At 61.8% G+C, this 23,653-nt stretch carries 21 protein-coding genes; 5 read left to right on the top strand and 16 right to left on the bottom strand.

Translation table 11 applies throughout. The features are described from left to right. Nucleotides 1-58: 58 nt before the first annotated feature. Together ACP7BV_RS15555 and ACP7BV_RS15550 are read right to left on the bottom strand one after the other, a co-directional pair. Complete coding sequence (locus ACP7BV_RS15555; RefSeq protein ID WP_426105065.1) at nucleotides 59-2,335, bottom strand: CHASE2 domain-containing protein; 2,277 nt, start codon at nucleotides 2,333-2,335, stop codon at nucleotides 59-61. Nucleotides 2,336-2,338: 3 nt separating this feature from the next. Beyond that, nucleotides 2,339-3,955, bottom strand: a complete 1,617-nt coding sequence (locus tag ACP7BV_RS15550; protein ID WP_426105063.1) for an HD domain-containing phosphohydrolase — start codon at nucleotides 3,953-3,955, stop codon at nucleotides 2,339-2,341. Between the two features lie 225 nt (nucleotides 3,956-4,180). On the opposite strand from ACP7BV_RS15550, the gene ACP7BV_RS15545 reads away from it, so the two are divergent. The 4 genes from ACP7BV_RS15545 (at nucleotide 4,181) to ACP7BV_RS15530 (ending at nucleotide 9,843) form a co-directional block, all read left to right on the top strand. Beyond that, nucleotides 4,181-5,071, top strand: coding sequence for an MBL fold metallo-hydrolase (locus ACP7BV_RS15545; RefSeq protein ID WP_426105061.1), 891 nt, complete (start codon nucleotides 4,181-4,183; stop codon nucleotides 5,069-5,071). Between the two features lie 19 nt (nucleotides 5,072-5,090). Continuing rightward, nucleotides 5,091-7,376 carry a GspE/PulE family protein gene (locus ACP7BV_RS15540; protein ID WP_426105059.1) on the top strand — a complete coding sequence of 762 codons (2,286 nt, stop codon included), beginning with the start codon at nucleotides 5,091-5,093 and terminating at the stop codon, nucleotides 7,374-7,376. Between the two features lie 164 nt (nucleotides 7,377-7,540). After that, the gene (locus ACP7BV_RS15535; protein WP_426105058.1) at nucleotides 7,541-7,954 is read left to right on the top strand and encodes a hypothetical protein; all 414 of its coding nucleotides are present in this window, start codon (nucleotides 7,541-7,543) and stop codon (nucleotides 7,952-7,954) included. Between the two features lie 107 nt (nucleotides 7,955-8,061). Continuing rightward, nucleotides 8,062-9,843 carry a GspE/PulE family protein gene (locus tag ACP7BV_RS15530; RefSeq protein WP_426105056.1) on the top strand — a complete coding sequence of 594 codons (1,782 nt, stop codon included), beginning with the start codon at nucleotides 8,062-8,064 and terminating at the stop codon, nucleotides 9,841-9,843. 152 nt (nucleotides 9,844-9,995) lie between these two features. Here ACP7BV_RS15530 and ACP7BV_RS15525 read toward each other — a convergent pair whose 3' ends face one another. The 7 genes from ACP7BV_RS15525 to rpsF form a co-directional block, all read right to left on the bottom strand. Continuing rightward, on the bottom strand, nucleotides 9,996-11,006 hold the full coding sequence (locus tag ACP7BV_RS15525; RefSeq protein WP_426105054.1) for an anion permease: 1,011 nt from the start codon (nucleotides 11,004-11,006) through the stop codon (nucleotides 9,996-9,998). A 10-nt stretch (nucleotides 11,007-11,016) separates the two neighbouring features. Beyond that, a complete protein-coding gene (locus ACP7BV_RS15520; RefSeq protein WP_426105053.1) occupies nucleotides 11,017-11,643 on the bottom strand; it encodes a DUF47 domain-containing protein in 627 nt (208 codons plus the stop codon). Nucleotides 11,644-11,712: 69 nt separating this feature from the next. Continuing rightward, nucleotides 11,713-13,098 (bottom strand): replicative DNA helicase, encoded by a 1,386-nt coding sequence (locus ACP7BV_RS15515; RefSeq protein ID WP_426105052.1) that lies wholly within the window; start codon nucleotides 13,096-13,098, stop codon nucleotides 11,713-11,715. A gap of 129 nt (nucleotides 13,099-13,227) precedes the next feature. Continuing rightward, a complete protein-coding gene (gene rplI, locus ACP7BV_RS15510) occupies nucleotides 13,228-13,680 on the bottom strand; it encodes a 50S ribosomal protein L9 (RefSeq protein WP_426105051.1) in 453 nt (150 codons plus the stop codon). Between the two features lie 26 nt (nucleotides 13,681-13,706). Then, nucleotides 13,707-13,997 (bottom strand): 30S ribosomal protein S18, encoded by a 291-nt coding sequence (gene rpsR / locus ACP7BV_RS15505; RefSeq protein ID WP_008450941.1) that lies wholly within the window; start codon nucleotides 13,995-13,997, stop codon nucleotides 13,707-13,709. A 32-nt stretch (nucleotides 13,998-14,029) separates the two neighbouring features. Further along, nucleotides 14,030-14,323 carry a primosomal replication protein N gene (gene priB, locus ACP7BV_RS15500; protein ID WP_426105049.1) on the bottom strand — a complete coding sequence of 98 codons (294 nt, stop codon included), beginning with the start codon at nucleotides 14,321-14,323 and terminating at the stop codon, nucleotides 14,030-14,032. 42 nt (nucleotides 14,324-14,365) lie between these two features. Beyond that, nucleotides 14,366-14,770, bottom strand: a complete 405-nt coding sequence (rpsF, locus tag ACP7BV_RS15495; RefSeq protein ID WP_426105047.1) for a 30S ribosomal protein S6 — start codon at nucleotides 14,768-14,770, stop codon at nucleotides 14,366-14,368. A gap of 367 nt (nucleotides 14,771-15,137) precedes the next feature. On the opposite strand from rpsF, the gene lexA reads away from it, so the two are divergent. Then, nucleotides 15,138-15,773 carry a transcriptional repressor LexA gene (lexA, locus tag ACP7BV_RS15490; RefSeq protein ID WP_426105046.1) on the top strand — a complete coding sequence of 212 codons (636 nt, stop codon included), beginning with the start codon at nucleotides 15,138-15,140 and terminating at the stop codon, nucleotides 15,771-15,773. Between the two features lie 50 nt (nucleotides 15,774-15,823). On the opposite strand, the gene ACP7BV_RS15485 is transcribed toward lexA, so the two are convergent. The 7 genes from ACP7BV_RS15485 to folC all read right to left on the bottom strand — a co-directional run bounded on the left by ACP7BV_RS15485 (nucleotide 15,824) and on the right by folC (nucleotide 23,645). Continuing rightward, nucleotides 15,824-16,516 (bottom strand): tetratricopeptide repeat protein, encoded by a 693-nt coding sequence (locus ACP7BV_RS15485; RefSeq protein WP_426105045.1) that lies wholly within the window; start codon nucleotides 16,514-16,516, stop codon nucleotides 15,824-15,826. Nucleotides 16,517-16,693: 177 nt separating this feature from the next. Continuing rightward, on the bottom strand, nucleotides 16,694-17,755 hold the full coding sequence (locus ACP7BV_RS15480) for a hypothetical protein (RefSeq protein WP_426105044.1): 1,062 nt from the start codon (nucleotides 17,753-17,755) through the stop codon (nucleotides 16,694-16,696). Nucleotides 17,756-18,066: 311 nt separating this feature from the next. Continuing rightward, nucleotides 18,067-19,338, bottom strand: coding sequence for a cystathionine gamma-synthase family protein (locus ACP7BV_RS15475; protein ID WP_426105043.1), 1,272 nt, complete (start codon nucleotides 19,336-19,338; stop codon nucleotides 18,067-18,069). Between the two features lie 8 nt (nucleotides 19,339-19,346). Then, nucleotides 19,347-20,867, bottom strand: a complete 1,521-nt coding sequence (purF, locus tag ACP7BV_RS15470) for an amidophosphoribosyltransferase (RefSeq protein ID WP_426105042.1) — start codon at nucleotides 20,865-20,867, stop codon at nucleotides 19,347-19,349. A 35-nt stretch (nucleotides 20,868-20,902) separates the two neighbouring features. Next, nucleotides 20,903-21,391, bottom strand: a complete 489-nt coding sequence (locus ACP7BV_RS15465) for a CvpA family protein (protein ID WP_426105041.1) — start codon at nucleotides 21,389-21,391, stop codon at nucleotides 20,903-20,905. A gap of 30 nt (nucleotides 21,392-21,421) precedes the next feature. Further along, on the bottom strand, nucleotides 21,422-22,327 hold the full coding sequence (locus ACP7BV_RS15460) for an SPOR domain-containing protein (RefSeq protein WP_426105040.1): 906 nt from the start codon (nucleotides 22,325-22,327) through the stop codon (nucleotides 21,422-21,424). A 10-nt stretch (nucleotides 22,328-22,337) separates the two neighbouring features. Further along, nucleotides 22,338-23,645 carry a bifunctional tetrahydrofolate synthase/dihydrofolate synthase gene (folC, locus tag ACP7BV_RS15455; RefSeq protein ID WP_426105038.1) on the bottom strand — a complete coding sequence of 436 codons (1,308 nt, stop codon included), beginning with the start codon at nucleotides 23,643-23,645 and terminating at the stop codon, nucleotides 22,338-22,340. Nucleotides 23,646-23,653: the final 8 nt, after the last annotated feature.

The raw sequence follows: 23,653 nt of genomic DNA, 5'->3' as shown, positions 1-23,653 counted from the left end.
CGGTGCCGCGCTTGTTGGTCTGCTGATAGCAGTCCGATAAGGAAGCGGCAACCTTGTGCTATTTGGTGTCGAAACTGGTCGCGCCGTCCCAGTGGGGCGCGGGCGGATCGATCTGCCACTGCGCCAGGCGCGCGAGGTAAAGCTGATACAACGCGCAGCCCGGATGCGCCTCGGCCAGCGATATAACGGCAGCTTGCGCCGCGTTCCACTGCCGCCCGCGCACCAGAACCAGGGCCGCGTCCCACGCCGCCAATTCGGCCGCCAGCGCCGCACTGGCCGCTTCCACCAGGCCCAGCGGCTCGTAGATCGCCACCGGCACGTTCTTGCCCTTGACCCGCACCCGGTCCAGCTCCCGGTACAAAAAATGACACGCTGCCGCGCGCGTGGTTTCGCCCACCGCGATCCCCACGCCATAGACCTTGGTGATTCCCTCCAGGCGCGAACCGAGGTTCACCGCGTCGCCCATCACGGTATAGGCCTGGCGGATCTGGGAGCCCATGTCCCCCACATGCATGATCCCGGTATTGATGCCGATGCCGATCTTGAGCGGCGGCCAGCCGCGCGCGCTGAACTGGGCGTTCAGGCGCGCCGCGCTAGCCTGCATCAGCAGCGACGTGGCCACGGCGCGGCTGGCGTGGTCGGCAAAGGCCACCGGCGCGCCCCAGAACGCCATCACGGCGTCGCCAATGTACTTGTCCAGCGTGCCCTGGTGGCTGTCGCGGATATCGACCGACATCGCCGTCAGGTACAGGTTGATGTATTCGCGCAGCTCTCTGGGTTCCAGCCCTTCGGAGATCGTGGTAAAGCCGCGCACGTCGACAAACAGCACCGTCAGCTCGCGGCTCTCGCCCTCCATCGTGTACTGCTCCGGGTCGTCCGCCATTTCAGCCACTAGCTCCGGCGCCACGTACTGCGAAAAACGCGACACCAGCGCCTGGCTCTTGCGCACTTCAAAAAAATAGCCGTAGGCGACGTTGAGCACGAACAGCGCAACGATCAGCAGCAAGATCGCGGCGGCATTGATGACCGCGTTAAGCTGGTAATACAGGTACAGATTGATCGCCACGGCACCGGCCAGGGCGGCTACCGCCAGCGCGATCGAACGCAGCGGCGAGAGCACCGCCAGCGCGAAGCCGAGCACCGTGCCAAAGGCCAGCAGCTCGATCGCTTCGATCACCCAGCCCGTATCGGGCCTGGCCTTGAAGTCGTTGTCCAGAATCGACTTGATCATGTTGGCGTGCACCTCGACTCCCGGATAGGTGGCGTTGACGGGTGTGACGCGCATGTCGTTCAGTCCCGGCGCCGTGGTGCCCACCAACACCAGGGCGCCGCGCAGCACCTCCGGCGCCACGCTCCCGGTCAGCACATCGACCGCCGACACGTAGCGGAAGGCGCCGCCGTTCGCACCGCCCCTGCCCCGGAACTGCACAAACGCTTCCATGCCGTAGCCGACCGGGATGCTGATGTTGCGCTTGGGGAGAAACAGGGTCACGTAATCGACGCCGCCGGCGGCGCGCTCGTTCGCGCTCATTTCGTCGACGCTGCTTTCAAAGACGGGAAAGATCGCACGCGCCTTCAGGTAGACCGCCGCCGTGGCCAGCGACAGCGTGGGATAGTAGCCGTCGCCTATTTTATACAGCAGGACCGAGGAGCGGATCACACCGTCCGCGTCCGGCGCAGCAGTAAACACGCCGGCGCCGGCGGCAGCGCTTTGTAATCGCGCGATGTTCGCCTCATAGCCGGACGGCTCGCGCGCCAGCAGTTCGCGTCCGTTCAAGCGCTCGACCGTGAACGCGGGCGCCGGCAGCAACCCTTTTTTCATATTGTCCGACACGTTGTAGCCAAGCACCACCGGCTGGCCGCGCAGCGCGTCGGCAAACAGGCCGTCATAATCCATTTCTCCTTTTAGCGCGGCCAGCTGCTCGCGAAACAACGCCACGTCCTTGAGCGGGCCATCGGCCAGTTTTTGCAGCACGCCGTAACCGGACGAGGTATCCGCTTCGGGGAAAGAAACGTCAAAGCCGACCGCGCCCACGGCGTAAAACCCGGTCAACTGGCGCACCAGCGTGGCCTGTACATCGCGGCTCCACGGCCAGCGGCCCACCAGCGACAGGCTTTTTTCGTCGATGTCGACAATCACCACGCGCCGGTCCAGCACCGGCTTTTCGATGCGCATGCGCAGGCCCGACAAAAAGCCGTCCATGCGCTCGATTGAGTCGCTCGAATAGAATCCGATCGCGTGCAGCACCGCCGCCAGGCTCAAGGACAGGCCAAGGGCCCAGCGCGCGCCGTAGCGCAGCACGGCCCGCTTCCATCTTGTGCGGTTCTCGCGCATCGGCTAGGGCGTGTAGCCGGGAATCTGCGCTTCGTCGACCACGTCGATCTGGCACGGGTCCATGTTCGCCAACGCGAACGTGGCGTAGACTTTGCTGCGCACGAAAATGTCGAACAGGTCGGGATCGATATGGCCGTTCAGCGCAAAGTTGCCAAGGATGCGCAGCGATTCGCTGAGCATCTTGCCCTTCTTGTAGGGGCGGTCGCGCGCGGTGAGCGCCTCAAAAATGTCGGCAATGGCCATCAGGCGCGCCGGCACCGACATCTGCTCGCGCGTCAAGCCGCGCGGGTAGCCCTTGCCATCCATCCGTTCATGGTGCCCACCCGCGTATTCCGGCACATTGGCCAGGTGCTTGGGCCAGGGCAGCGCTTCGAGCATCCTGATCGTCACCACGATGTGGTTGTTGATGATCTTGCGTTCGGCCTCGGTCAGCGTGCCAAAGCGGATCGTCAGGTTCAGGACCTCGTCTTCGTCGAGAAAATCGCGCTCCACGCCGTCCATGTCGCGCCAGCGGTAGCGCGCGATGCTGCGCACGCGCTCTTGCGCAGCCTGCGTCATGCCTTCGCTGCCCACGTTCGCCTCGCGCAAAAAGGCGCGGTCGGCGCGCAGCGCAGCGAGTTCCCCGGCCAGGCGCAGATCGACCGCGTCGGCGTGCGCGCCTTCGGCCTTGTCGAGCAGCGCGCGGATCTGGCGCTCGCGCATCAATACTTCAAAGCGCGTATCGATGGTCTGGATGCGGTCGTAGATGGTTTCCATCTTGGTGGCCTTGTCGACCACGTGCACGGGCGTGGTGATCTTGCCGCAATCGTGCAGCAGGCCCGCCAGCCACAGCTCCTTGCGGTCGGCGTCGAGCATGCGAAACGACGCCATCGGCCCGGTGGTGGTGGCGTGCGCCGCTTCGGCCAGCATCATCGTCAGCTTGGGCACGAACTGGCAATGCCGGCCCGTATAGGGCGACTTTTCATCGATGCCGATGTTGATCAGGTTGACCGGCGACTCGAGCAATTCTTCGAGCTGCAGCACCAGGTACTGGTTGGTGATCGCCACCGCCGCCTGCGCCGCCAGCGCCTCGATAAAGCGCTGGTCGGTCAGTGAAAAGGCGCGCACTTGCCCGCTGTCGGCGTCGATTGCGTTGATCAACTGGAGCACGCCGACGAGTTGCCCTTCATGGTCGTTCATGGGCACCGACAGGAACGATTGCGAATGGTAGCCAAAGGCGGCGTCGAAGCTGCGCATGCTTGAAAAATTAAAGGCGTGCGCTTCATAGACGTCTTCGATGTTGACCGATTTGCCGCAGTTGGCCGAATACGCCGCCACCGAACTCAAGTTCGGGTTGCCGCGCGCGTCGAACAGGGGCACGCTGGGCATGTCAATCGGCGTGCCGCTGGCGCCGCCCTGGTACAGACCCAGCGTACCGTTGATCGAAATATCGAACAGCAGCATGGTTTTTTGCGCACTGGGGCGGTACAGCGTGCCGCCGTCGGCGCCGGTCATGGCCATGGCTACCTTGACGATGCGGTCGAGCAGCGTGCCGGTGTCCGGGCTGTGGCCCAGCGCTACGCTCACTTCGATCAGCAGGTCGAGCCGCTGTGCAATTTGGATGTGGCTCAACGCTTGCATATCTTGTCGCCAGAATTGCCGTGTTGAAAGTAAGTAAAGTGTAGCCCGACAAAAAGCGCGTGTACACTGCCGTTCGCGAAAGCACGGGAATTTGTCGCGTAAAGCATTTCTGTCGCTTCCAAGAAACATTTTTTGCGCTTGCGTGACACAAACCGGCTATCATCGTTCCTGATCGCGGCTGGCGCATTGGCGCCCCAACCGCGGTCCACGGGGGAGTTCACAAGTATGAAATTCCGATTCTGGGGTGTGCGCGGCTCGATCCCTTCGCCCGGCCCGCGCACCGCGCGCTATGGCGGCAACACCACCTGCATCGAAGTGCGCACCGACGCCGAGGCCCTGATCATTCTCGACGCCGGCACCGGCATTTTCGCGCTGGCGCAAGACCTGCTGCAGCGCCAGCCGGTGCGCGCAAATATCTTCATCACCCACAGCCACTGGGACCATATCCACGGCCTGCCCTTCTTTACGCCGCTGTTCATCCGCGGCAGCGTGGTGCGCCTGCACGGCGCGCCCGACGCGGCCAGCGGTTCCGGCATCGAACACGTGCTTGGCGTGCAGCTGCAAAACAGCTACTTCCCGGTCAGCGAGGCGCAGATGAAGGCCACCATCGAATACCAGACTCTGGCCGCGGGCGATTGCGTCACGGTGCACGATGCGGTGGTTGACCATGTCGTCATGAACCACCCCGTCACCAACCTGGGCTACCGCATCAGCTGCAATGGCAAATCGGTGTTTTTTACCGGCGACCATGAACAGTTCTACAATCTGTACCTGGACGACGATGCGCGCCATGCTCCCTACCAGGTCGAAATGGAACAGCGCGGGCGCGCCATCGACGCGGCCATGCAAGGGGTGGACGCGCTGATCGTCGACTGCTCGTACACCATCGAGGAATACCCGTCCAGGCAAGGCTGGGGCCATGGCACGTTCGACGCAGCGCTGGCGATGGCGCTGCGGGTCGGGGCCAAGGCGCTGTACTGCACCCACCATGAACCGACGCGCAGCGACGAGGAGCTCGAAGCCGTGTTCGCGCAACTGCTGGCGCGCAGCGCGCCGCTGCCCGACGGCCTGAAAGTCTGCCTCGCCTACGAAGGCCTGGAAGTTGACCTGTCCTGACCCTACCCCCGGAACATCCATGAACGTCACCGCCAACCCGTCCGACACCGATGCGCGCCTCGCGTTCTTCCAGAAGCTGCAGGCAGTGACCAACAAGATCCACGCCACCAGCAACATCGACGAGATCATGCTCGACCTGGGCATGGACTTTTGCGACCTGCTCAATTGCGACCGCTTCACGCTGTATGCCACGACGCCGGAAAAGACGCACATCATCGCCAAGGTCAAGACCGGGCTCACGTCGTTTCGCGACCTCAAGCTGCGCATTTCGCCGTCCAGCGTGGCCGGGTTCGTCGCGCAAACGCGGCGCACCATCAACATCACCGACGTCTACGACGAAGCCGAACTGCGGCGCTATTCGCCGGACCTGAGCTTTCTGATCGGCGTGGACCAGCGCACCGGCTACCGCACGCGCGAAATGCTGGCCGCGCCGCTGGTGGCGCAGCAAACGGGCGAGCTGCTCGGCGTAGTCCAGTTCATCAACAACCGCAGCGGCGGTCCGTTTTCGGGCGTGTGCGCCGAAGGCGTCAAGGAGCTGTGCGCGACGCTGTCGGTGGCACTTAGCCAGCGACTGAAACCGGCGCCGCCGGCGCGCTCCAAGTACGACGGTCTGGTCGAGGAAGCGCTGCTGTCGGCGCCGGAACTGGAAATGGCGGGCCGCTCGGCGCGCGCCAAGGACCTGGACGTCGAGGACGTGCTGGTGCAGCAGTTCCAGGTCAAGCCGGCGGCCATCGGCGCTTCGCTGGCCAAGTTTTTTTCGGTCGCTTACGAGCCATATCGGCTCGACCGCATCAAGCCGGCCGACCTGCTGCGCAACATCAAGGCGCAGTACGTGCAGCAAAGCGAATGGCTGCCGCTGGAAGACGGCAAGGATGGCCTGGTGGTGATGGCGATTGATCCGGAGCGCGTCAACACGAGCAAGATCGTCAACCAGATTTTCGCCAGGTCGACCATTGTTTACCGGGTCACCACGCGCCAGGAATTCAAGCTGACGGCCGAGCACTTTTTCGGCGCCGCCGTCGACGACGGCGCCTCCGTGGGCGATCTGCTCTCCGGGATGGACGGCGAATTTGACGACGTCGAGGCGAGCGCCGAAGTGTCCGAAGCGGTGGAAAACGAACTGGTCAAGCTGCTTAACAAGATCATCATCGACGCCTACCGCCAGGGCGTGTCCGACATCCACATCGAACCGCTGCCGGGCAAAGGCAAGACCGGCATCCGCTTTCGCAAGGACGGCACGCTGGTGCCCTACATTGAAGTGCCGGCCAGCTACCGCGATGCGATGGTCGCGCGCGTAAAAATCATGTGCGACCTGGACATCTCCGAAAAACGCAAGCCGCAGGACGGCAAGATCAAGTTCAAGAAATACGGGCCGCTCGACATCGAACTACGGGTGGCGACCATTCCGTCGGCCGGCGGCGTGGAAGACATCGTGATGCGCATTCTGGCGGCCGGCGAACCGATCCCGCTCGACAAGCTGGGCGTGCTTCCCTATAACCTGGAGCGCCTGCGCAACACGATCAGCAAACCGTACGGGCTGTTCTTCGTGTGCGGGCCGACCGGCTCGGGCAAGACCACCACGCTGCACTCGGTGCTCAATTACCTGAACACCCCCGAGACCAAGATCTGGACCGCCGAAGACCCGGTCGAGATCACGCAAAAAGGCTTGCGCCAGGTGCAGGTCAACCGCAAGGCGGGGCTCGACTTTCCCACAGTGATGCGCTCCTTCCTGCGCGCCGACCCGGACATCATCATGGTGGGCGAGATGCGCGACAAGGAGACCGTCGGCATGGGCATCGAAGCGTCGCTCACCGGCCACCTGGTGTTCGCCACGCTGCACACCAACAGCGCACCGGAGTCGATCGTGCGCCTGCTCGACATGGGCATGGACCCGTTCAATTTCGCCGACGCCCTGCTCGGCATCCTCGCGCCTCGCCAAGCGCCTGTGCGCAGCGTGCAAGCGGGTGTACCACCCGGACGAGGCCGAGGTCGCACAGATGCTGACCGAGTTTTGCAGCGAACTGCTGGCCACGGAAAGCTTCATCAAGGATGCCGACGCCGGCCGCGCGGCGGTGCTGGCAGGCTGGAAGCAGCGCTACGCGGATGCAAGCGGGCGCTTCACGCTGTACCGGCCGGTCGGCTGCGCCGAGTGCAACAAGGGTTACAAGGGGCGGGTTGGCCTGCACGAATTGATGATCGGCACCGACAAAGTAAAAAAACTGCTGCAGGAACACAGCCGGGTGGCGCAGCTGCTCGCCGCCGCGCTGGAAGACGGCATGCTGACGCTGAAGATGGATGGCATTGAAAAGGTTCTAAGCGGCATCACCGACCTGAAGATGGTGCGCCAAGTGTGCATCAAGTAGGGCGCGCAAGCGACAGCGCATTGCGCCAAAGTATTGCCACGTCGTGCGCCGGCTTGCCGCCCGCAGCGTTTGACAACCCTCCCCCCGCAGCGCTAACCTGTGCCCCATGCTGCAAGAACTCCCCTTCCCCTTTCCCGTGCGCATCGAATGCCCGCCCGGGCTATGCGTGTGCGAGCGCGAACAATTGCTGGCCGATCCGGCGGCGGACAAGCGCATCCTGATGCTGACGCGTGAGCAGGAAAAAAAGATGCTCGAACGCATAGAGCGCATCGACAGCTACGCCCAGCTGCAGCACGTAAGCAAGTTGATGCTTGACCAGCTCGGCATCGTACTGACCATCGCTCCCGCCGCGCGCGAAGTGAAAACCGTGCGCGGACTGGCGATCGGCGTGCGCGAGTTTCCCGGCCTGTGCCGCAAGACCCGCCAGGCCATCCCCGCCGCCATCCGCCGCTGCCTGGAGCAGCATCCCGAGATCGTCTACGCCATCCTCGACGAGCACGACCTGTTCGGCCAGGGCTAATCGCTCACCGGCCCGTTTTGCGCACCGGAAGCGGTGATCAAAATCAAAGACAATTGTCATATTTACCACAATATGGAAGGATCAACGTCCGTGATAGCGAGACACGCATGGTGCCCTTTAGCAAGTACGATGGCCTGGTGGTGGAGGCGACCCTTTCCCTCACCGAACTCGAGCTGGCGGTGCGCACGGCGCGCGCGCAGCAACTCCATATTGAAGAGGTGCTGATGCGCGACTTCAAGGTGCCGCTGCCGCTGATCGGCGCGGCCCTTGCGCGCCACTTCAGCGTGCCATACGAGCCGATGCGGCCCGCGCGCATCAAGCCGGGCGTATTGCTGCGCAACCTGAAGGCGCAGTATGTCGAAGACCACCAATGGCTCCCGCTCGACGAAGACAAGAACGGCCTGCTGGTGCTCGCGCTCGACCCGGACCGGATCCGCGCGAGCAAGATCGTCAACCAGGTGTTCCCCAAGTCGAACGTGACCTATTGTGTGACGACCCGGCTCGAATTCAAGCACACGATGGACCAGTTCTTCGGCACCACCGCGCGCAGCGACGGCAGTTCCCTGCGCGAGCTGCTCGCGGGGATGGAAGAGGAAACGACCGAAGAGACGGTGAACGTGTCGGAGGAAGTCGAGTCGGAGCTGGTCAGACTGGTCAACAAGGTGATCATGGACGCTTACCGCCAGGGCGTGTCCGACATCCATATCGAACCGCTGCCGGGCAATGGCCGCACCAGCATCCGCTTTCGCAAGGACGGTTCGCTGGTGCCGTATATCGACATCTCGTCGAGCTACCGCAATGCGCTGGTGGCACGCATCAAGATCATGTGCGACCTTGACACGTCCGAGCGGCGCAAGCCGCAGGACGGCAAGATCAAGTTCAACAAGTACGGACCGCTCGACATCGAGCTGCGCGTGGCGACCATTCCATCGAGCGGCGGCGTGGAAGACGTGGTAATGCGCATCCTGGCCGCAGGCGACGCGATCCCGCTCGATAATCTGGGCGTGCTGCCGCAGAACCTGGAGCGCCTGCGCGGGGCGATTGAAAAACCGTATGGCCTGTTTTTCGTGTGCGGGCCTACCGGCTCGGGCAAGACCACCACGCTGCACTCGGTACTCCAGTACTTGAATACGCCCGACACCAAGATCTGGACTGCGGAAGACCCGGTCGAAATCACGCAGAAGGGCTTGCGCCAGGTGCAGGTCAACCGCAAGGCGGGGCTCGACTTCGCCACCGTGATGCGCGCATTTTTGCGGGCCGATCCGGACATCATCATGGTGGGCGAGATGCGCGACAAGGAAACCGTCAGCATCGGCATTGAAGCGTCGCTGACGGGGCACCTGGTGCTGGCCACGCTGCATACCAACAGCGCCCCCGAATCGATCGTGCGCCTGCTCGACATGGGCATGGACCCGTTCAATTTTGCCGACGCCCTGCTCGGCATTTTGGCGCAGCGGCTGTGCAAGCGCCTGTGCACGCGCTGCAAGCTGGCCTATGTGCCGAGGGCCGAGGAGATCGAGTACCTGCTGACCGAGTTCTGCGCTGAACTGGTGAACACGGCGGCCTTTATCCGCGATCCGGAAGGCGGGCGCGCCAAAGTGCTGGTCAGCTGGCGCGAGCGCTATGCCCAGGCCGATGGCAGCTTTACCCTGTACCGGGCGGTGGGCTGCGCCGAGTGCAATCAAGGCTACAACGGGCGCATGGGATTGCATGAGCTGATGATCGGGACCGACAAGGTCAAGCAGCTGCTGCAGGAGCACGCGCGGGTGGCTGAATTGCTGGCGGCGGCGCTCGAAGACGGGATGCTGACCTTGAAGATGGATGGGATCGAGAAGGTGCTGCAAGGGCTGGTTGATTTCAGAACGGTGCGGCAGGTGTGCATCAAGTAGCAGCTCACCGGGCCACGATATGACGCGTTGACGCCTGTCGCAATGCGCTGCGCTTTTGCGACCTACCGTGCCATGGTGCGTGGCCGTGCAGGGTGCAGGCGAAAAAAAAGCCGTTCAATCTTCATCGAACGGCTGTTCTTGCATCTGACTGCTTACATGATTTTGGTGCCGATCCACCAAGCCACTGCCGACATGAATGCCGCCGCCGGAATCGTCAGGAACCACGCCCACACGATATTGCCCGCCACGCCCCAACGCACTGCGGACATCTTCTGCGCCGAACCGACACCGACAATGGCGCCCGTAATGACGTGCGTGGTCGATACCGGAACGCCCAGGAAACTGGACATGAACAGGGTGATCGCGCCGCCGGTTTCCGCGCAAAAGCCGCCGACGGGCTTAAGCTTGGTGATCTTTTGGCCCATGGTCTTGACGATGCGCCAGCCGCCAAACAGCGTGCCGAAACTGATCGCCGTGTAGCAGGCGACGATGGCCCAGTACGGCGGCGCGAGATCGGCCTTGCTCATGTGGCCGGACGCGATCAGCAGCATCCAGATGATGCCCAGCGTTTTTTGCGCATCGTTGCCGCCGTGGCCCAGGCTGTAGGCAGCGGCCGACACCAGCTGCAAGCGGCGAAACCAGGTGTCGACCTTGCGTGGCGTGGAGCGTACGAAGAGCCACGAGACGATCAGCATCATGATCGAGCCGAGCAAAAAGCCCAGCAACGGCGCCACAACGATGAACACCACCGTCTTGACCAGGCCGCCGGATACCAGCGCACCCGTGCCCGCCTTGGCGACCGCTGCACCCACCAGCCCGCCGATCAGCGCGTGCGAGGACGACGAAGGAATGCCGTAGTACCAGGTAATCAGGTTCCAGACGATGGCGCCCACCAGCGCGCCAAAAATCACATACTGATCGATGATCTCGGGATGAATAATCCCCTTGCCGATCATCGACGCGACCTTCAGCCCCACCACGAAGATGGCGATGAAGTTAAAAAAGGCCGCCATCGCCACCGCGCTCTGCGGCTTTAACACGCCGGTCGAAACCACGGTCGCAATCGCATTGGCCGCGTCGTGAAAGCCATTCATGAAGTCGAAAATCAGCGCCAGGCCGATCAACAGCACAAGCACATAAATACTGATCTGCAGGTTATTCATCTGATGTTCTTTATGCGTTTTCGACGATGATGCCTTCGATGATATTGGCGACATCTTCGCAGCGATCGGTGACCGTCTCGAGGATCTCGTAGATTGCTTTCATCTTGATCAGGTTGCGTACGTCCGGCTCGTCGCGAAACAGCTTGGACATGGCCGCGCGCATGACATGGTCGGCGTCGGACTCAAGGCGGTCGATCTCTTCGCAGATGGCGACGATCTTTTGCGAGTTGTCCATGTTGTGCAGCAGCGCGACGGCGGCCTGCACTTTTTCGCAGCATGCGAGGCACAGTTCGGCCAGGCGCTTGGCTTCCGGCGTAACGGCCTTCAAGTCGTACAGCGACACGGTCTGGGCGGCGTCTTCCATCAGGTCCAGGATGTCGTCCATGCGCGTGATCAGCTTGTGGATGTCGTCACGGTCGATCGGCGTGATGAACGTCTTGTGCAGCATGTCGACGGTGGCGTAGGTGATCTTGTCGGCCTGCTTTTCGATGCCTTCAATGGCGTGGGTGCGCACTTCAAGGTCGTCGAAGTTGGTCATCAGACCAACCATTTCTTGCGCGCCCTTCACGCACAGATCGGCGTGCTGGTTGAAAAGGTCAAAGAATTTGCCCTCGGTGGGCATTAAACGTCCAAACATGGCTATCTCCGTTAAAGCATATTGATACTGCTGAAGGCCGCCGCTATCAAAGCCAGACGGCGCATTGAATTAGTCACCCTGGTAAAGGGCCAGGCCACCGCTGTAGTTGCCGAACTTGGTGTACTGACCGATCCAGGTCAGGCGAATGGAACCGATCGGACCATTACGCTGCTTGCCGATGATGATCTCGGCCGTCCCCTTGTCCGGCGAATCGGGGTTGTAGACCTCGTCGCGGTACAGGAAAATGATGACGTCCGCATCCTGCTCGATCGCGCCCGACTCGCGCAAGTCGGACATGATGGGGCGCTTGTTGGGGCGCTGCTCCAGCGAGCGGTTCAGCTGGGACAAGGCGATCACCGGGCAATGCAATTCCTTGGCCAGGCCCTTCAGGCTACGCGAAATCTCGGAAATCTCCGAGGCGCGGTTGTCGCCCGGCTGGCTGCCCGTCATGAGCTGGATGTAGTCGATGATAATCAGGCCAAGCTTGCCGCACTGGCGCGACAGGCGGCGCGCACGCGCGCGCAGCTCGATCGGATTGAGCGCCGGCGTCTCGTCGATATACAACTGCGCTTCGTTCATTTTTTGAATCGCGTGCGTCAGGCGCGGCCAGTCTTCGTCAAGCAGGCGGCCGGTGCGCAGGCGGTGCTGGTCGAGCTGCCCCACGGAGCCGAGCATACGCATCGCCAGCTGGGTGCCGCCCATCTCCATCGAGAAAATTGCGACCGGCAGGCCCGCCTCGATCGCGACGTTTTCGCCGATGTTGACCGAGAATGCGGTCTTGCCCATCGAAGGACGGCCGGCGACGATCACCAGGTCGCCCGGCTGCAAGCCGGAGGTCATGCGGTCCAGGTCAATAAAGCCGGTTGGCACGCCCGTGATTTCGCTCTGGTTGTCACGGCTATACAGTTCATCGATACGCTCGACCACTTGGGTGAGCAGCGGCTGCACCGCGATCCAGCCTTGCGAGCCGCGCGCGCCCTGCTCGGCGATGGCAAAAATCTTGGACTCCGCTTCGTCGAGCATCTGCTTGACTTCCTTGCCTTGCGGGTTGAACGCATTGCCCTGGATTTCATCGGCCACGGTGATCAGTTTGCGCAGCACGCCGCGGTCGCGCACGATCTCGGCGTAGCGCCGGATATTCGCCGCCGACGGCGTATTTTGCGCCATCGCGTTCAGGTACTGCATGCCGCCCACGTCTTCGGCCTTGCCGATATTCGACATGGCCTCGAACACGGTGATCACGTCGGCCGGGCGCGAGCTGTTGATCAGCTTGACGATCTGTTCGAAGATGATGCGGTGGTCGTAGCGGTAAAAATCGTCCGCATGCATCATGTCGGCAATGCGGTCGAACGCGGCGTTATCACGCAGTAATCCCCCGATAACAGACTGCTCTGCTTCAATGGAATGCGGCGGAATGCGAAGAGCGTCGACTTGCGGATCGGATGGTGCGTTCATGGCGCGAATTATACCTGCTTAGGGTCAACCACCTGACATAATTGGGGAGAATTCGACGTAAAAAAAGCCGGGAAACCCGGCTTTTTTTGTAATGCAGCAGCATGTTGCTGCTTGATGGCGCTTCGTGCTTTAAGCAGCTTCGCCGGTAACAGCGATCGTGATTTCAACAACCACGTCGGTGTGCAGAGCGACAGCAACAGCGTGCTCGCCGGTCGTCTTCAATGGGCCGGTAGGCATGCGTACTTGTGCCTTTTCAACCGCGAAACCAGCCTTTGTCAGCGCTTCAGCGATGTCGAAGTTGGTGACCGAACCGAACAGACGGCCATCGACGCCCGCTTTTTGAGCGATAGCGATGGTCATGCCCGACAGCTTTTCGCCCTCAGCCTGGGAAACGGCCAGCTTTGCAGCGGCAGCTTTTTCCAGTTCAGCGCGCTTGACTTCGAATTCTGCCACTGCCGAAGCGGTCGCACGACGAGCCATGCGTTGCGGGATCAGGAAGTTACGTGCGTAACCGTCTTTGACTTTGACGACGTCGCCCAGATTGCCGACGTTAACAACTTTTTCTAACAGAATGATTTGCATATGAGTTCTCCTTTATCTGCCAGCGCTTAAGCGTGGTGCAGATCGGTGTATGGCAGCAACGCGAGGTAGCGGGCGCGCTTGATTGCGGTGTCAACCTGGCGCTGGTAGTGCGCCTTGGTACCGGTCAGGCGTGCTGGCATGATTTTGCCATTTTCCTGGACGAAGTCTTTCAGCGTGTCGACGTCTTTGTAGTCGACCTGTTCTACGTTCGCTGCCGTAAAGCGGCAGAATTTCTTACGCTTGAACAGTGGGTTCTGTTGTTTGCGTTTTTCTTTAAGCTTGAGCTTGTTCTTGTCGAATTTTTTACCGAATGCCATTTGAGGCTCCTGTATCTAAAATGTATCGTCGCTTAAGCGGCGGCACAGAAATCAATGATGTGAAACACCAGGCTTTTGCTGCTGCGGTTCTTTTTTGCCAAAAATCCCGTGAACTGGTGCGCTGCGCCTAATTCGGCCTGGCTGAACCTGCCTGAAATCTCGCCCGCTGCAACAGCGGCAATTTCAAACTCGGTCAGCCTGGGCACCCCTGCTTCGACCTGCTGCGAACTGTGCATCAGGGTGGCGGACACGATGGGCACGCCGGCCGGGGTGTAGCGCAACACATCGCGCTCGCCAATCAGGGCTACGAACTGGAGTTGATTCACCGAGGTGGCATCAATTCGCGTTCAGGACTTTCAAACAAAAAATTACGCTGCTGCTTGAACTGGGGCTGGAGCTGCTGCGGCAGGAGCCGGAGCTTCCGAGCGGTGGCTCTTGGCTGCGTCTTCACGTTGTACCGATTTCATCATCGGCGATGGCGTGGTTTCAGCCTTCTTCATGCGAACGGTGAGGTGACGCAGCACCGCATCATTGAATTTGAACGCGGTTTCGAGATCAACCAGCGTCTCGTTGTCGCATTCGATGTTCATGCAGATGTAGTGCGCTTTTGGCAGCTTGTTGATCGAGTAAGCCATCTGACGACGACCCCAGTCTTCAACACGGTGAATGGAACCACCGCGCGTGGATACGCTGGCTTTGTAGCGTTCGATCATCGCCGGGACTTGCTCGCTTTGGTCCGGGTGGACGATAAAGACGATTTCATAATGACGCATGCATAACTCCTTAGGGACGTTTAAACAGATGCCCACCTCGGCGTCAAGACGAGTGTGGGAAGGGAAAGCCGGCAATTATAGCGCGAGATGGCGCTTGCTGGCAATGCCCTTGTTGCTCCTTCAAAGTCCGGGGATGAAATCGTGGTCAAGAAGTTGGCTTGGGCAGCATGGCATGGCCGCCGGCAAAGCTGATCTCTGATCGCGTGAGGCCGCCTGCAAGGGCTACTTCGCTGATGAAATCTTCTTCATTCGCTGAAATTGACACGTCAAAGTGCAAATAATTCAGGCAAAACCGCATTTAATACTTGCGCTGGGCGAAATACTGTACAAAAATACAGTCTGTTTATACAAACAGTCTCTTATACCGATGATCAAGCTCACACCACGTCAAGAACAAATCCTCAACCTGATCAAGGACGCGATCGACAACACGGGCTTTCCACCGACCCGCGCCGAGATTGCCAACGAACTTGGCTTCAAGTCGGCCAATGCGGCCGAGGAGCATCTGCAAGCGCTTGCGCGCAAGGGTGCGATCGAAATTTCGCCGGGCACGTCGCGCGGCATCCGCCTGATCGGCGCCAGCCTGGACGTGATCCCGCTGGTGCCGGCCTCGCTGATGATGTCGCTGCCGCTGGTCGGGCGCGTCGCTGCCGGCTCGCCCATCTTGGCGCAGGAGCATGTGGAAGCCACTTACAGTGTCGACCCGGCGATGTTCTCGTCCAAGCCTGACTTTTTGCTCAAGGTACGGGGGTGGTCGATGCGCGACGCCGGCATCATGGACGGCGACTTGCTGGCCGTAAAAAAGGTCGATACGGCCAAGAACGGCCAGATTGTCGTTGCCCGGATCGGCGAAGACGTCACCGTCAAGCGCTACAAGAAAACCAACGGCATTATTGAACTGCTGCCCGAAAATCCCGATTTCAAGGTCATCCGCGTCGACCCTGAAACCGACGACTTCGCGCTCGAAGGCCTGGCCGTCGGCCTGATGCGCAGCTGGCACTAACAGCAACCATTCCCGCAATCTACCCCGGGGTAGATGTTGTTTGACTGTGGCTACTTGACCATGCGGTTGTGCTCGGCAACGTAGGCGTCGGTGGCGTCGCGCCAGACGGCGTAGTCGGCCAGCAGCAATTTGGAGGCGATGCGGGCTTCTTCGACGATGCGCGCCTGCACGCCTTCGAGGTGTGTGGTGGCGGTGGCCATTTCGTCTTTGGTGAGCAGGTCGGCAATGTCGGCAGGGATGCGCTTGGTCAGGGGCGTGGCGGCGTTGATGTTTTCAACAAAGCCGTTGTAGCACAGCTGCCAGGCCTGGACTTTGGCGGCGACGGCGGCAATTTCATCGTTCACTTTCGACATGGCCGGGATCCGCGGCACCGGACAACGGTACTTGCCTGACTTTAAGTCAGCACCGTCGTACTTCGACATCCAGTAAGCGATCTCTTCTTTGTGGGCTTCGCGCCGCTTCATCATCTCCAGCGCGGCAAGCGCCGTCTTGTTGCCCTTCGCGGCCGACTTCTTGAACCATGACTCGGCCTTGACCAGGTCCACGCTGCCGGCGTCGCCGTATAGATACATTTCGCCAACGTGCAACTGTGCTTCGGCATTGCCGGCGTTGGCGGCCTTGGTAAATAACTGCAAGGCTTGCGGATAATCCTTCTTGGCAAAGAGCGCGTTCGCGCTCGACAGGTCATCGGCTTGCGCCGCGCCGCACAGCAACAGGCTCAGGCAGAACAGGGTTTTCTTCATGTGTTGGCAGTCTTGCGCAGTAGGATCAAGCCAAGATGATAAACCGGTTTTGCGCTTTCAGTTCAATCCGCTTCGCCATTGACGCGCATCATCCGGCGCCGCAGCGCGCTGCCGAACGGTACAGGCATGCGCGAGCCTGCACCTTTCACAGCGTCGGCCATCAGGCGCGCCTCTTTCTTAGGGCCGGTAGTTGCGGCGCGCGGCGCGAATTGCGAGCAGCATCTCGGCCGCGCTCTGCTGCTTTGACAGCGCGCCCGGCGCCATGCCATACAGCAGCGCGTCGGGCGCAGCCGCTGGCTTGGGATGGCGCGCCGCTTCCACCAGCCCGCAGATCACGCCGGCATTGGCGGCAATCGCCACGCTATCAAATCCTGCAGCGCCATCATTGTCCGCTCCGTAGCGCCGCTTCATGTCGGCCAGCGCCTGCTTTGCGCCGAGCTGCACGCTGGCGATCAGTTTTCCACCATTGTCGAAAATCTGCTGGTCGAACGGCATGAACAGGCGGCTCTCGCAATCGGTGTGCGCTGTTTCGATGGCAAATGCGGCGCCAGGCGGCTGCTTTTGCGCGATGCCCGGGTGGGCGGCATCGGCCTGGTAGACCTGGTCGAAGGCACTCCCCTTCAAGCCTTTGACAACCACGCGCTCCAGGCCCGCGGCGCGCATGCCGGCGTTGACCTTGGCAAGCGTGGCTGCATCGGCCACGCTGTCGCTCGGCGCTGGAAAATAAGGACTGTTGATCGATTTGCGCCACGCGGCGTGCTGCCCGCGCATCTCGCCAAACAGCGCCAGCGCGGAAGCGGGCGGCTGCTTTTCCAGGCTGCTGAAGTCGTAATGCATGCGCGCCATGGTAAAGAGCTGCTTGCTGTCTTCGAGCTGCGCCGGATTGGCCGGGTCGGGGGCGACGAATTGCGCCTTGATCGCGCGCGCAGCGCGCTGGCCCTTGAGCGTAGGGCTCGACGCGGCTGCGCACGCGAGGAAAATGTCGCTCGGCTCGGGCCAGTTGTCGCTGTCGGCTCGCTTGAGCTGCTGCTCGAGCTGGGCGCTTACCTGGCGCGCCGGGCTGTTGCGCGAGGCGACCTGCACCCCGGCCTGGTCGAGCAGCGCGGTCGACGTTTCGGCATAAAAGCCGGTCTCGCAATCGATCAGGCGCGTGTCGTAGTTGTAGGCGGCGCGGCCCGCTTCGTCCGGCAGCCAGCCTTCGCTGCGGCTGCGCGGATAGCGGGTCGAGGAGGTGAGCAAGCCGTCGGTGCTGAAGACAAGCGACGTCAGGTGGATCGCGCGCGTATTGTCGGTGGCCGAGATCGGGAAGAACAGGTAATCGTCATCGGCGGCGTTGGCCAGCGGTGCGCCAACGAGCGCGATGAAGGCCAGTACACCTGCGGCAACTGGCCGTGCGGCGAAACGGAAAACGGTATTCGGGCAAAAAGGAATGATATTCTCCTGGGAGGAATGACAAGGTGCCGCCTTTGAAAACGGACAATCTTGCCTAGAATAACATCTTTCTTATTAAAAAATAATCCCCGACGCTGTCATTTCGCCACTATTTTTCCCTATACGGCTGCGGTGGACGGCGCGTCCCGCAAAGCCTCGCCAAAGTCGGCCAGCAGGTCGTCGATATCTTCGATGCCGACCGACACCCGGATCAGCGATTCGGCGATCCCCATGCTGGCGCGCCGCTCGGCGCCCATTTCGAAAAAGATCGTGTGCGCCACCGGAATGACCAGCGTGCGCGTGTCGCCCAGGTTACTGGCGGCGATACCAAGCTTGAGCCGGTTCAGGTAGTCGAAGCAATCGATGCCTTCTTTCAGCTCAAAGCTGAACAAGGCGCCATAAGCTTTGAACAGGCTGGAGGCCAGCGCGTGCTGCGGGTGCGACGCCAGGCCGGGATAATGTACGGCGGCCACGCGCTCGTCCGCTTCCAGCATGCGCGCCAGCGCCAGCGCATTGGACGAGGCGCGCTCCATGCGCAAGGCCAGCGTCTCGGCGCCCACGGCGATGTGGTGCGCCGCCTCGGGCCCCAGCGAGGCGCCAAAGTCGCGCAAGCCCTTGGCGCGCAATTGCACCATGCCCCACATCGGCTGCGGCTGGCGCTTGTAATTGGCCGCGATATTCGGATAAACGCTCCAGTCATAGACGCCGGTATCGGTCAGGCTGCCGCCCAGGGCGATGCCATGCCCGCCGATCGACTTGGTCAGCGCATTGACCACCAGGCCCGCCCCCACCGATTTGGGACGGAACAGGTAAGGCGTGGTCATGGTGTTATCCACCACGAACAGGATGCCGCGCTCCTTGCACAGCGCGCCGATGCGCGCCAGGTCCGCCACCTGCGTGCGCGGATTGGCGATGGTCTCGACAAATACGATGCGCGTCGCCGGCGTCAGCGCCGCCTCCACCTTGGCCACATCGGTGGCGTCGACAAAGGCCACGTCCACGCCCTGCCCCGCCGCCGTCTGCCACAGGCTGTTGGTGTTCCCGAACAGGAAAGCGGACGACACCACATGGTCGCCCGCCTTCAGCAGCGCCTGAAATACGGCGCCGATGGCGCCCATGCCGGTGGCAAAGCAGATCGTGGCCACGCCGTCTTCCATGCGCGTGACCTTGTCCTCTAAAGCGGCAATGGTCGGATTGCCCTGGCGGCCGTAGCGAAAGCCCGGCTCCTTGCCCTGGAAAACCGACGCCAGCTGGCGCGCGTCGGTGTAGCCAAAAGCGACCGAGGTATGCACGGGCTTGTGTAGCGAGCCGTGTTCGATCGGCTTTTGCCGGTCGTTGTGCAAAATCGTGGTCGTAAAGCCGTAGGTTTTTTTCTGGTTTTGCTCGCTCATGAAACTCCTTACTCGGCCGTGGCCAGGTTCAGGTTCAGCTGGGTGCGGGCCGCGTCTTCCAGCGGCGCGTCCTTCGGATGATTGCGCGCGTATTCCAGCTCGTTGAGGTAGTCCACCGTCACGTCGCCGGTCACGTAAATACCGTCAAAGCAGGAAGCTTCGAAGTTTTTCAGTACCGGGTTGACGTCCGAGATCGAGCGCTTGAGGGCGTCCACATCTTGGTACACCAGGGCGTCGGCCGTGATTTCGCGGCAGACTTCCTCGGTGCTGCGGCCATACGCGATCAATTCGTCGCGCGTTGGCATGTCGATGCCGTACACGTTCGGGAACAGCACCGGCGGCGCGGCGGAAGCGAAAAACACATTGCGCGCGCCGGCCTCACGGGCCATCTGCACAATCTCGCGGCTAGTGGTGCCGCGCACGATGGAGTCGTCCACCAGCAGCACGTTCTTGCCCTTGAATTCGGAAGCGATAGCGTTGAGCTTCTGGCGCACCGACTTGCTGCGAATCGCCTGACCAGGCATCAGGAAGGTGCGGCCGATGTAGCGGTTCTTGATGAAGCCTTCGCGGTATTCGACGCCCAGCTTGAGCGCGAGCTGGATCGCGGCCGGACGCGAGGAGTCGGGAATCGGCATGACGACGTCGATCTCGCCGTGCTGGAATTGTGCGCGCACCTTGTCGGCCAGGTACTCGCCCATTTTCAGGCGCGTGGCATACACCGAGGCGCCGTCGAGAATGGAATCGGGGCGGGCCAGGTAAACATACTCGAACGCGCAGGGATTGAGCGATGGATTGTCGGCGCACTGGCGCTCGTGGAGCTTGCCGTCGTTGTCGATGAAGACCGCTTCGCCCGGGGCGATGTCGCGCAGGAAGCGAAAGCCGATGCCTTCGAGCGCGACCGACTCGCTGGCGACCAGGTATTCGTTGCCCTGCTCGGTCTCGTTGACGCCGATGCACAGCGGACGGATGCCGAACGGATCGCGAAACGCCAGCAGCCCGTGGCCGGCGATCTGCGCAACCACGGCATAGGCGCCGCGCACGCGGCGGTGCACGGCCGCGACCGCCTTGAAGACGTTGTCCGGGTCGAGCGTCATGCCGGTGGTGGACTCCTGGATTTCGTGGGCCAGCACGTTGAGCAGCACCTCGGAATCGGAATCGGTGTTGATGTGGCGCCGGTCGTTGCGGAACATCTCGGACTTCAACTGGGCCTGGTTGGTCAGGTTGCCGTTGTGGGCCAGCGTGATGCCGAACGGCGCATTGACGTAGAACGGCTGCGCTTCTTCTTCGCTGGACGAGCCGGCGGTCGGATAGCGGCAGTGGCCGATGCCGGAATTGCCTTGCAACGAACGCATATTACGCGTGCGGAACACGTCACGCACGAGGCCGTTGGCCTTGTGCATGGAGAACATATTGCTATGACTGGTTGCAATTCCCGCCGCATCCTGACCGCGATGCTGCAACAGCAGCAAGGCATCATACAAAAGCTGGTTGACGGAATTATGCGAGACGACGCCGACGATGCCACACATGGTGCGCTCCTAGAGACTGAATGATGATAAAAAACTTAAAAGTTCACGTGCTGCGACAGGGCCGCAGGAAGAAAGGGTTTGACGGTGCGCGCCCCGGTTTCGGCCATCGGGCTCAGTAGCGCCTGGGTCCAGAAATCTTGCTTGGGCAAGGCGGTCATGCCGGCCACGATTACCGCCGCCAGCACAATGACAATCCCGCGCGCCAAGCCAAACAACCCGCCAAGTCCGCGGTCGGCCAGGCTCAAGCCACTGGCCTTGATCAGGGCATCGACCGCCAGCATCAACAGCCCCATCAACAGGCGCACGCCGATGAACAAGGCAATAAAGGCGACAATCAAGCGCATTGCGGCGCCCGGTATCACGTCCGGCAACAGGGGAGCCAATTGCGCGCCGAACATATTGGCAACGACAAAGGCGACGATCCAGCTGACCAGCGACAGTATTTCCTTGACCAGACCGCGCATGGTGCTGATGACGATCGACGCTGCCAGGATAAAGATGACCAGGTAATCGAAAATCGTCACGCCGCGCAGTTCCCGTCAGTCATGTTGCTATTAATGGGAGACGACGCTGGCCGACAGGCCCATTTTGGCCAGCTTGGGGCGGATCTTGTCACCCTCTTCCTTGCTGAACGGGCCGACGCGCACCCGGATCAGTTCGCCATTCGGGCTGGCGCCCTTTTTGGTAAAGGAGGCGACCCCTGCCGCCTTCAGTCTGGCTTGCAGTTCGTTGGCTTTGTCCTGGCTGGCCAGTGCGGCCACTTGCCAGACGATTTTCTGGCTGATTGGCGCGGCCGGCTTGTCTTCCAAAATCGCCATGGCGCGTTCGTCTTCGGTCCTGGCGTCCGGCTTGGCTTCGGCCAGCTTGACGGGCGGCTTGTCGACGGTCTTTGGTTCGACACGGGCCGGCTTCGGGTCCGGCTTGACTTCGGGCTTAAGTTCGGGCGTGAGATTGGGCTTAAGATCGGGCTTCAGGTCGGGCTTGAGCGCAACCGGGCGCACCTCGGCCACCTCGCGCGCAGGCGGTGCCGGATCGGCGGGGGGGACGAAGGAATTCGGCGGCGGCACAATCACCTCGCTTTTGTCGAGCGTCTCGGCAGCGGCCACAGGGGCCGGCAGCGGTTGTGCGGGCGCCCTGTCCTTGGCGGGAATACGAATATCGATGTCAGTGGCGAGCGGCTTGGGTTCGGAATCGAGGATCATCGGCAGGCCAACTGCGACCGCCAGCGCCAGTGCGATGGCCCCGACCAGGCGGCGGCGCGCGCGTTTTTTCTCGGGCAGCACCGGGTCAACTGCGGCGCGGCCATCTTTGGTGCGGCGGGCGGCAGGCTCGCCTGCGCTGGAAGCGCGCTTGGAACGGGCCCGCGCCCCGGCTGCGGCGTCATCGTCACGGGCGACGTAACTGCTGTCTTCGTCGGCAGCTTCTTGCTTGTTTTTATTGAGGAACGAGAACAAGCCCATGCGTTTTTCTTTAATGAAGTGAGGTTTTTCGGGCTGCCATCACGCCGGCGACGGTGTAGAAGGAGCCAAAGACCACAATTCTATCATTCTCCCCGGCCCGGCTCATTGCATTTGCAAAAGCTGCGGCCGGATCGGCAAAGCCGGCGACCGTGCGTTCGCCCGGTTTGGCGTCGCCCAGCGGCAATTGGCCGAGGCGCTCGACCAGGCTGGCCGCGCTGGCCGAACGGGGCGACGGCAGGTCGGCCGCGCACCAGTGGTCCACGTATTGCGCCATGGGCGCGATCACGCCGTCGATGTCCTTGTCTTGCATGACGCCAAACACCGCGTAGGTGTAAGGATGAAAACCCATATTGCCCAGGTTTTGCGCCAGCGCCGCGGCGGCGTGCGGGTTGTGGGCGACGTCCAGGATGACGGTGGGACGCCCCGGCAAGACCTGGAAGCGCCCCGGCAGCTCCACCACCACCAACCCGGTGCGGATATCCTGGGCGCCTACCGGCAGCTCCAGGCGCAGCACTTCCAGCGCGGCCAGCGCGGCCGAGGCGTTGAGCAACTGGTTGGCGCCGCGCAGGCTTGGATAGGCAAGCGAATTGCGGCGCTGCTCGCGTCCGCCGTAATTCCATTGCTGCTTGTCGCCCGAATAATTGAAGTCGCGCCCCAGCAGCCACAGGTCGGCGCCGATCGCCTCGGCGTGCGCCACCAGCGAGGCGGGAGGGACCGGGTCGCTGCAGATGGCAGCTTTGCCGGGGCGGAAAATGCCCGCTTTTTCAAAGCCGATTTTTTCGCGCGTGTCGCCCAGGTAGTCGGTGTGGTCGATGTCGACCGAGGTGACGATGGCGACATCGGCGTCGATCACGTTGACTGCGTCAAGCCGTCCGCCCAGGCCGACTTCAAGGATGGCCACGTCCACCTTGGACCTGGACAGCAGGTGCATGATGGCCAGCGTGGTGAATTCGAAATACGTCAGATCAATGTCGCCGCGCTTTTCTTCCACCGCGTCGAAGCTGGCGACCAGCGCTTCGTCGCTGGCCAGTTCGCCGTTGACGCGCGCGCGCTCGTTAAAGTCGAGGAAGTGCGGTTTGATGTACAGGCCCACCCGGTAGCCGGCGCGCAGCAAGATTGCCTCGAGCATGGCGCAGGTCGAGCCTTTGCCGTTGGTGCCGGCCACCATGATGACGGGACAGGCAAAGGCAAGGCTAAGGCGTTCCTTGACGGCGCGCACCCGCTCAAGGCCCATGTCGATATGGACTTCGGCGTGGCGCGATTCAAGCAGCGCGAGCCAGGCGGGCAAGGTGGTGGGAGTGGTGGGAGTGATGGACATGAGGAGAA

The sequence above is a fragment of the Massilia sp. TSP1-1-2 genome, assembly GCF_049896185.1.
Lineage (GTDB): Bacteria > Pseudomonadota > Gammaproteobacteria > Burkholderiales > Burkholderiaceae_D > Telluria_A.
Note: the sequence above shows the minus strand (reverse complement) of the source record. Positions and strands in the feature narration are given on the sequence as shown.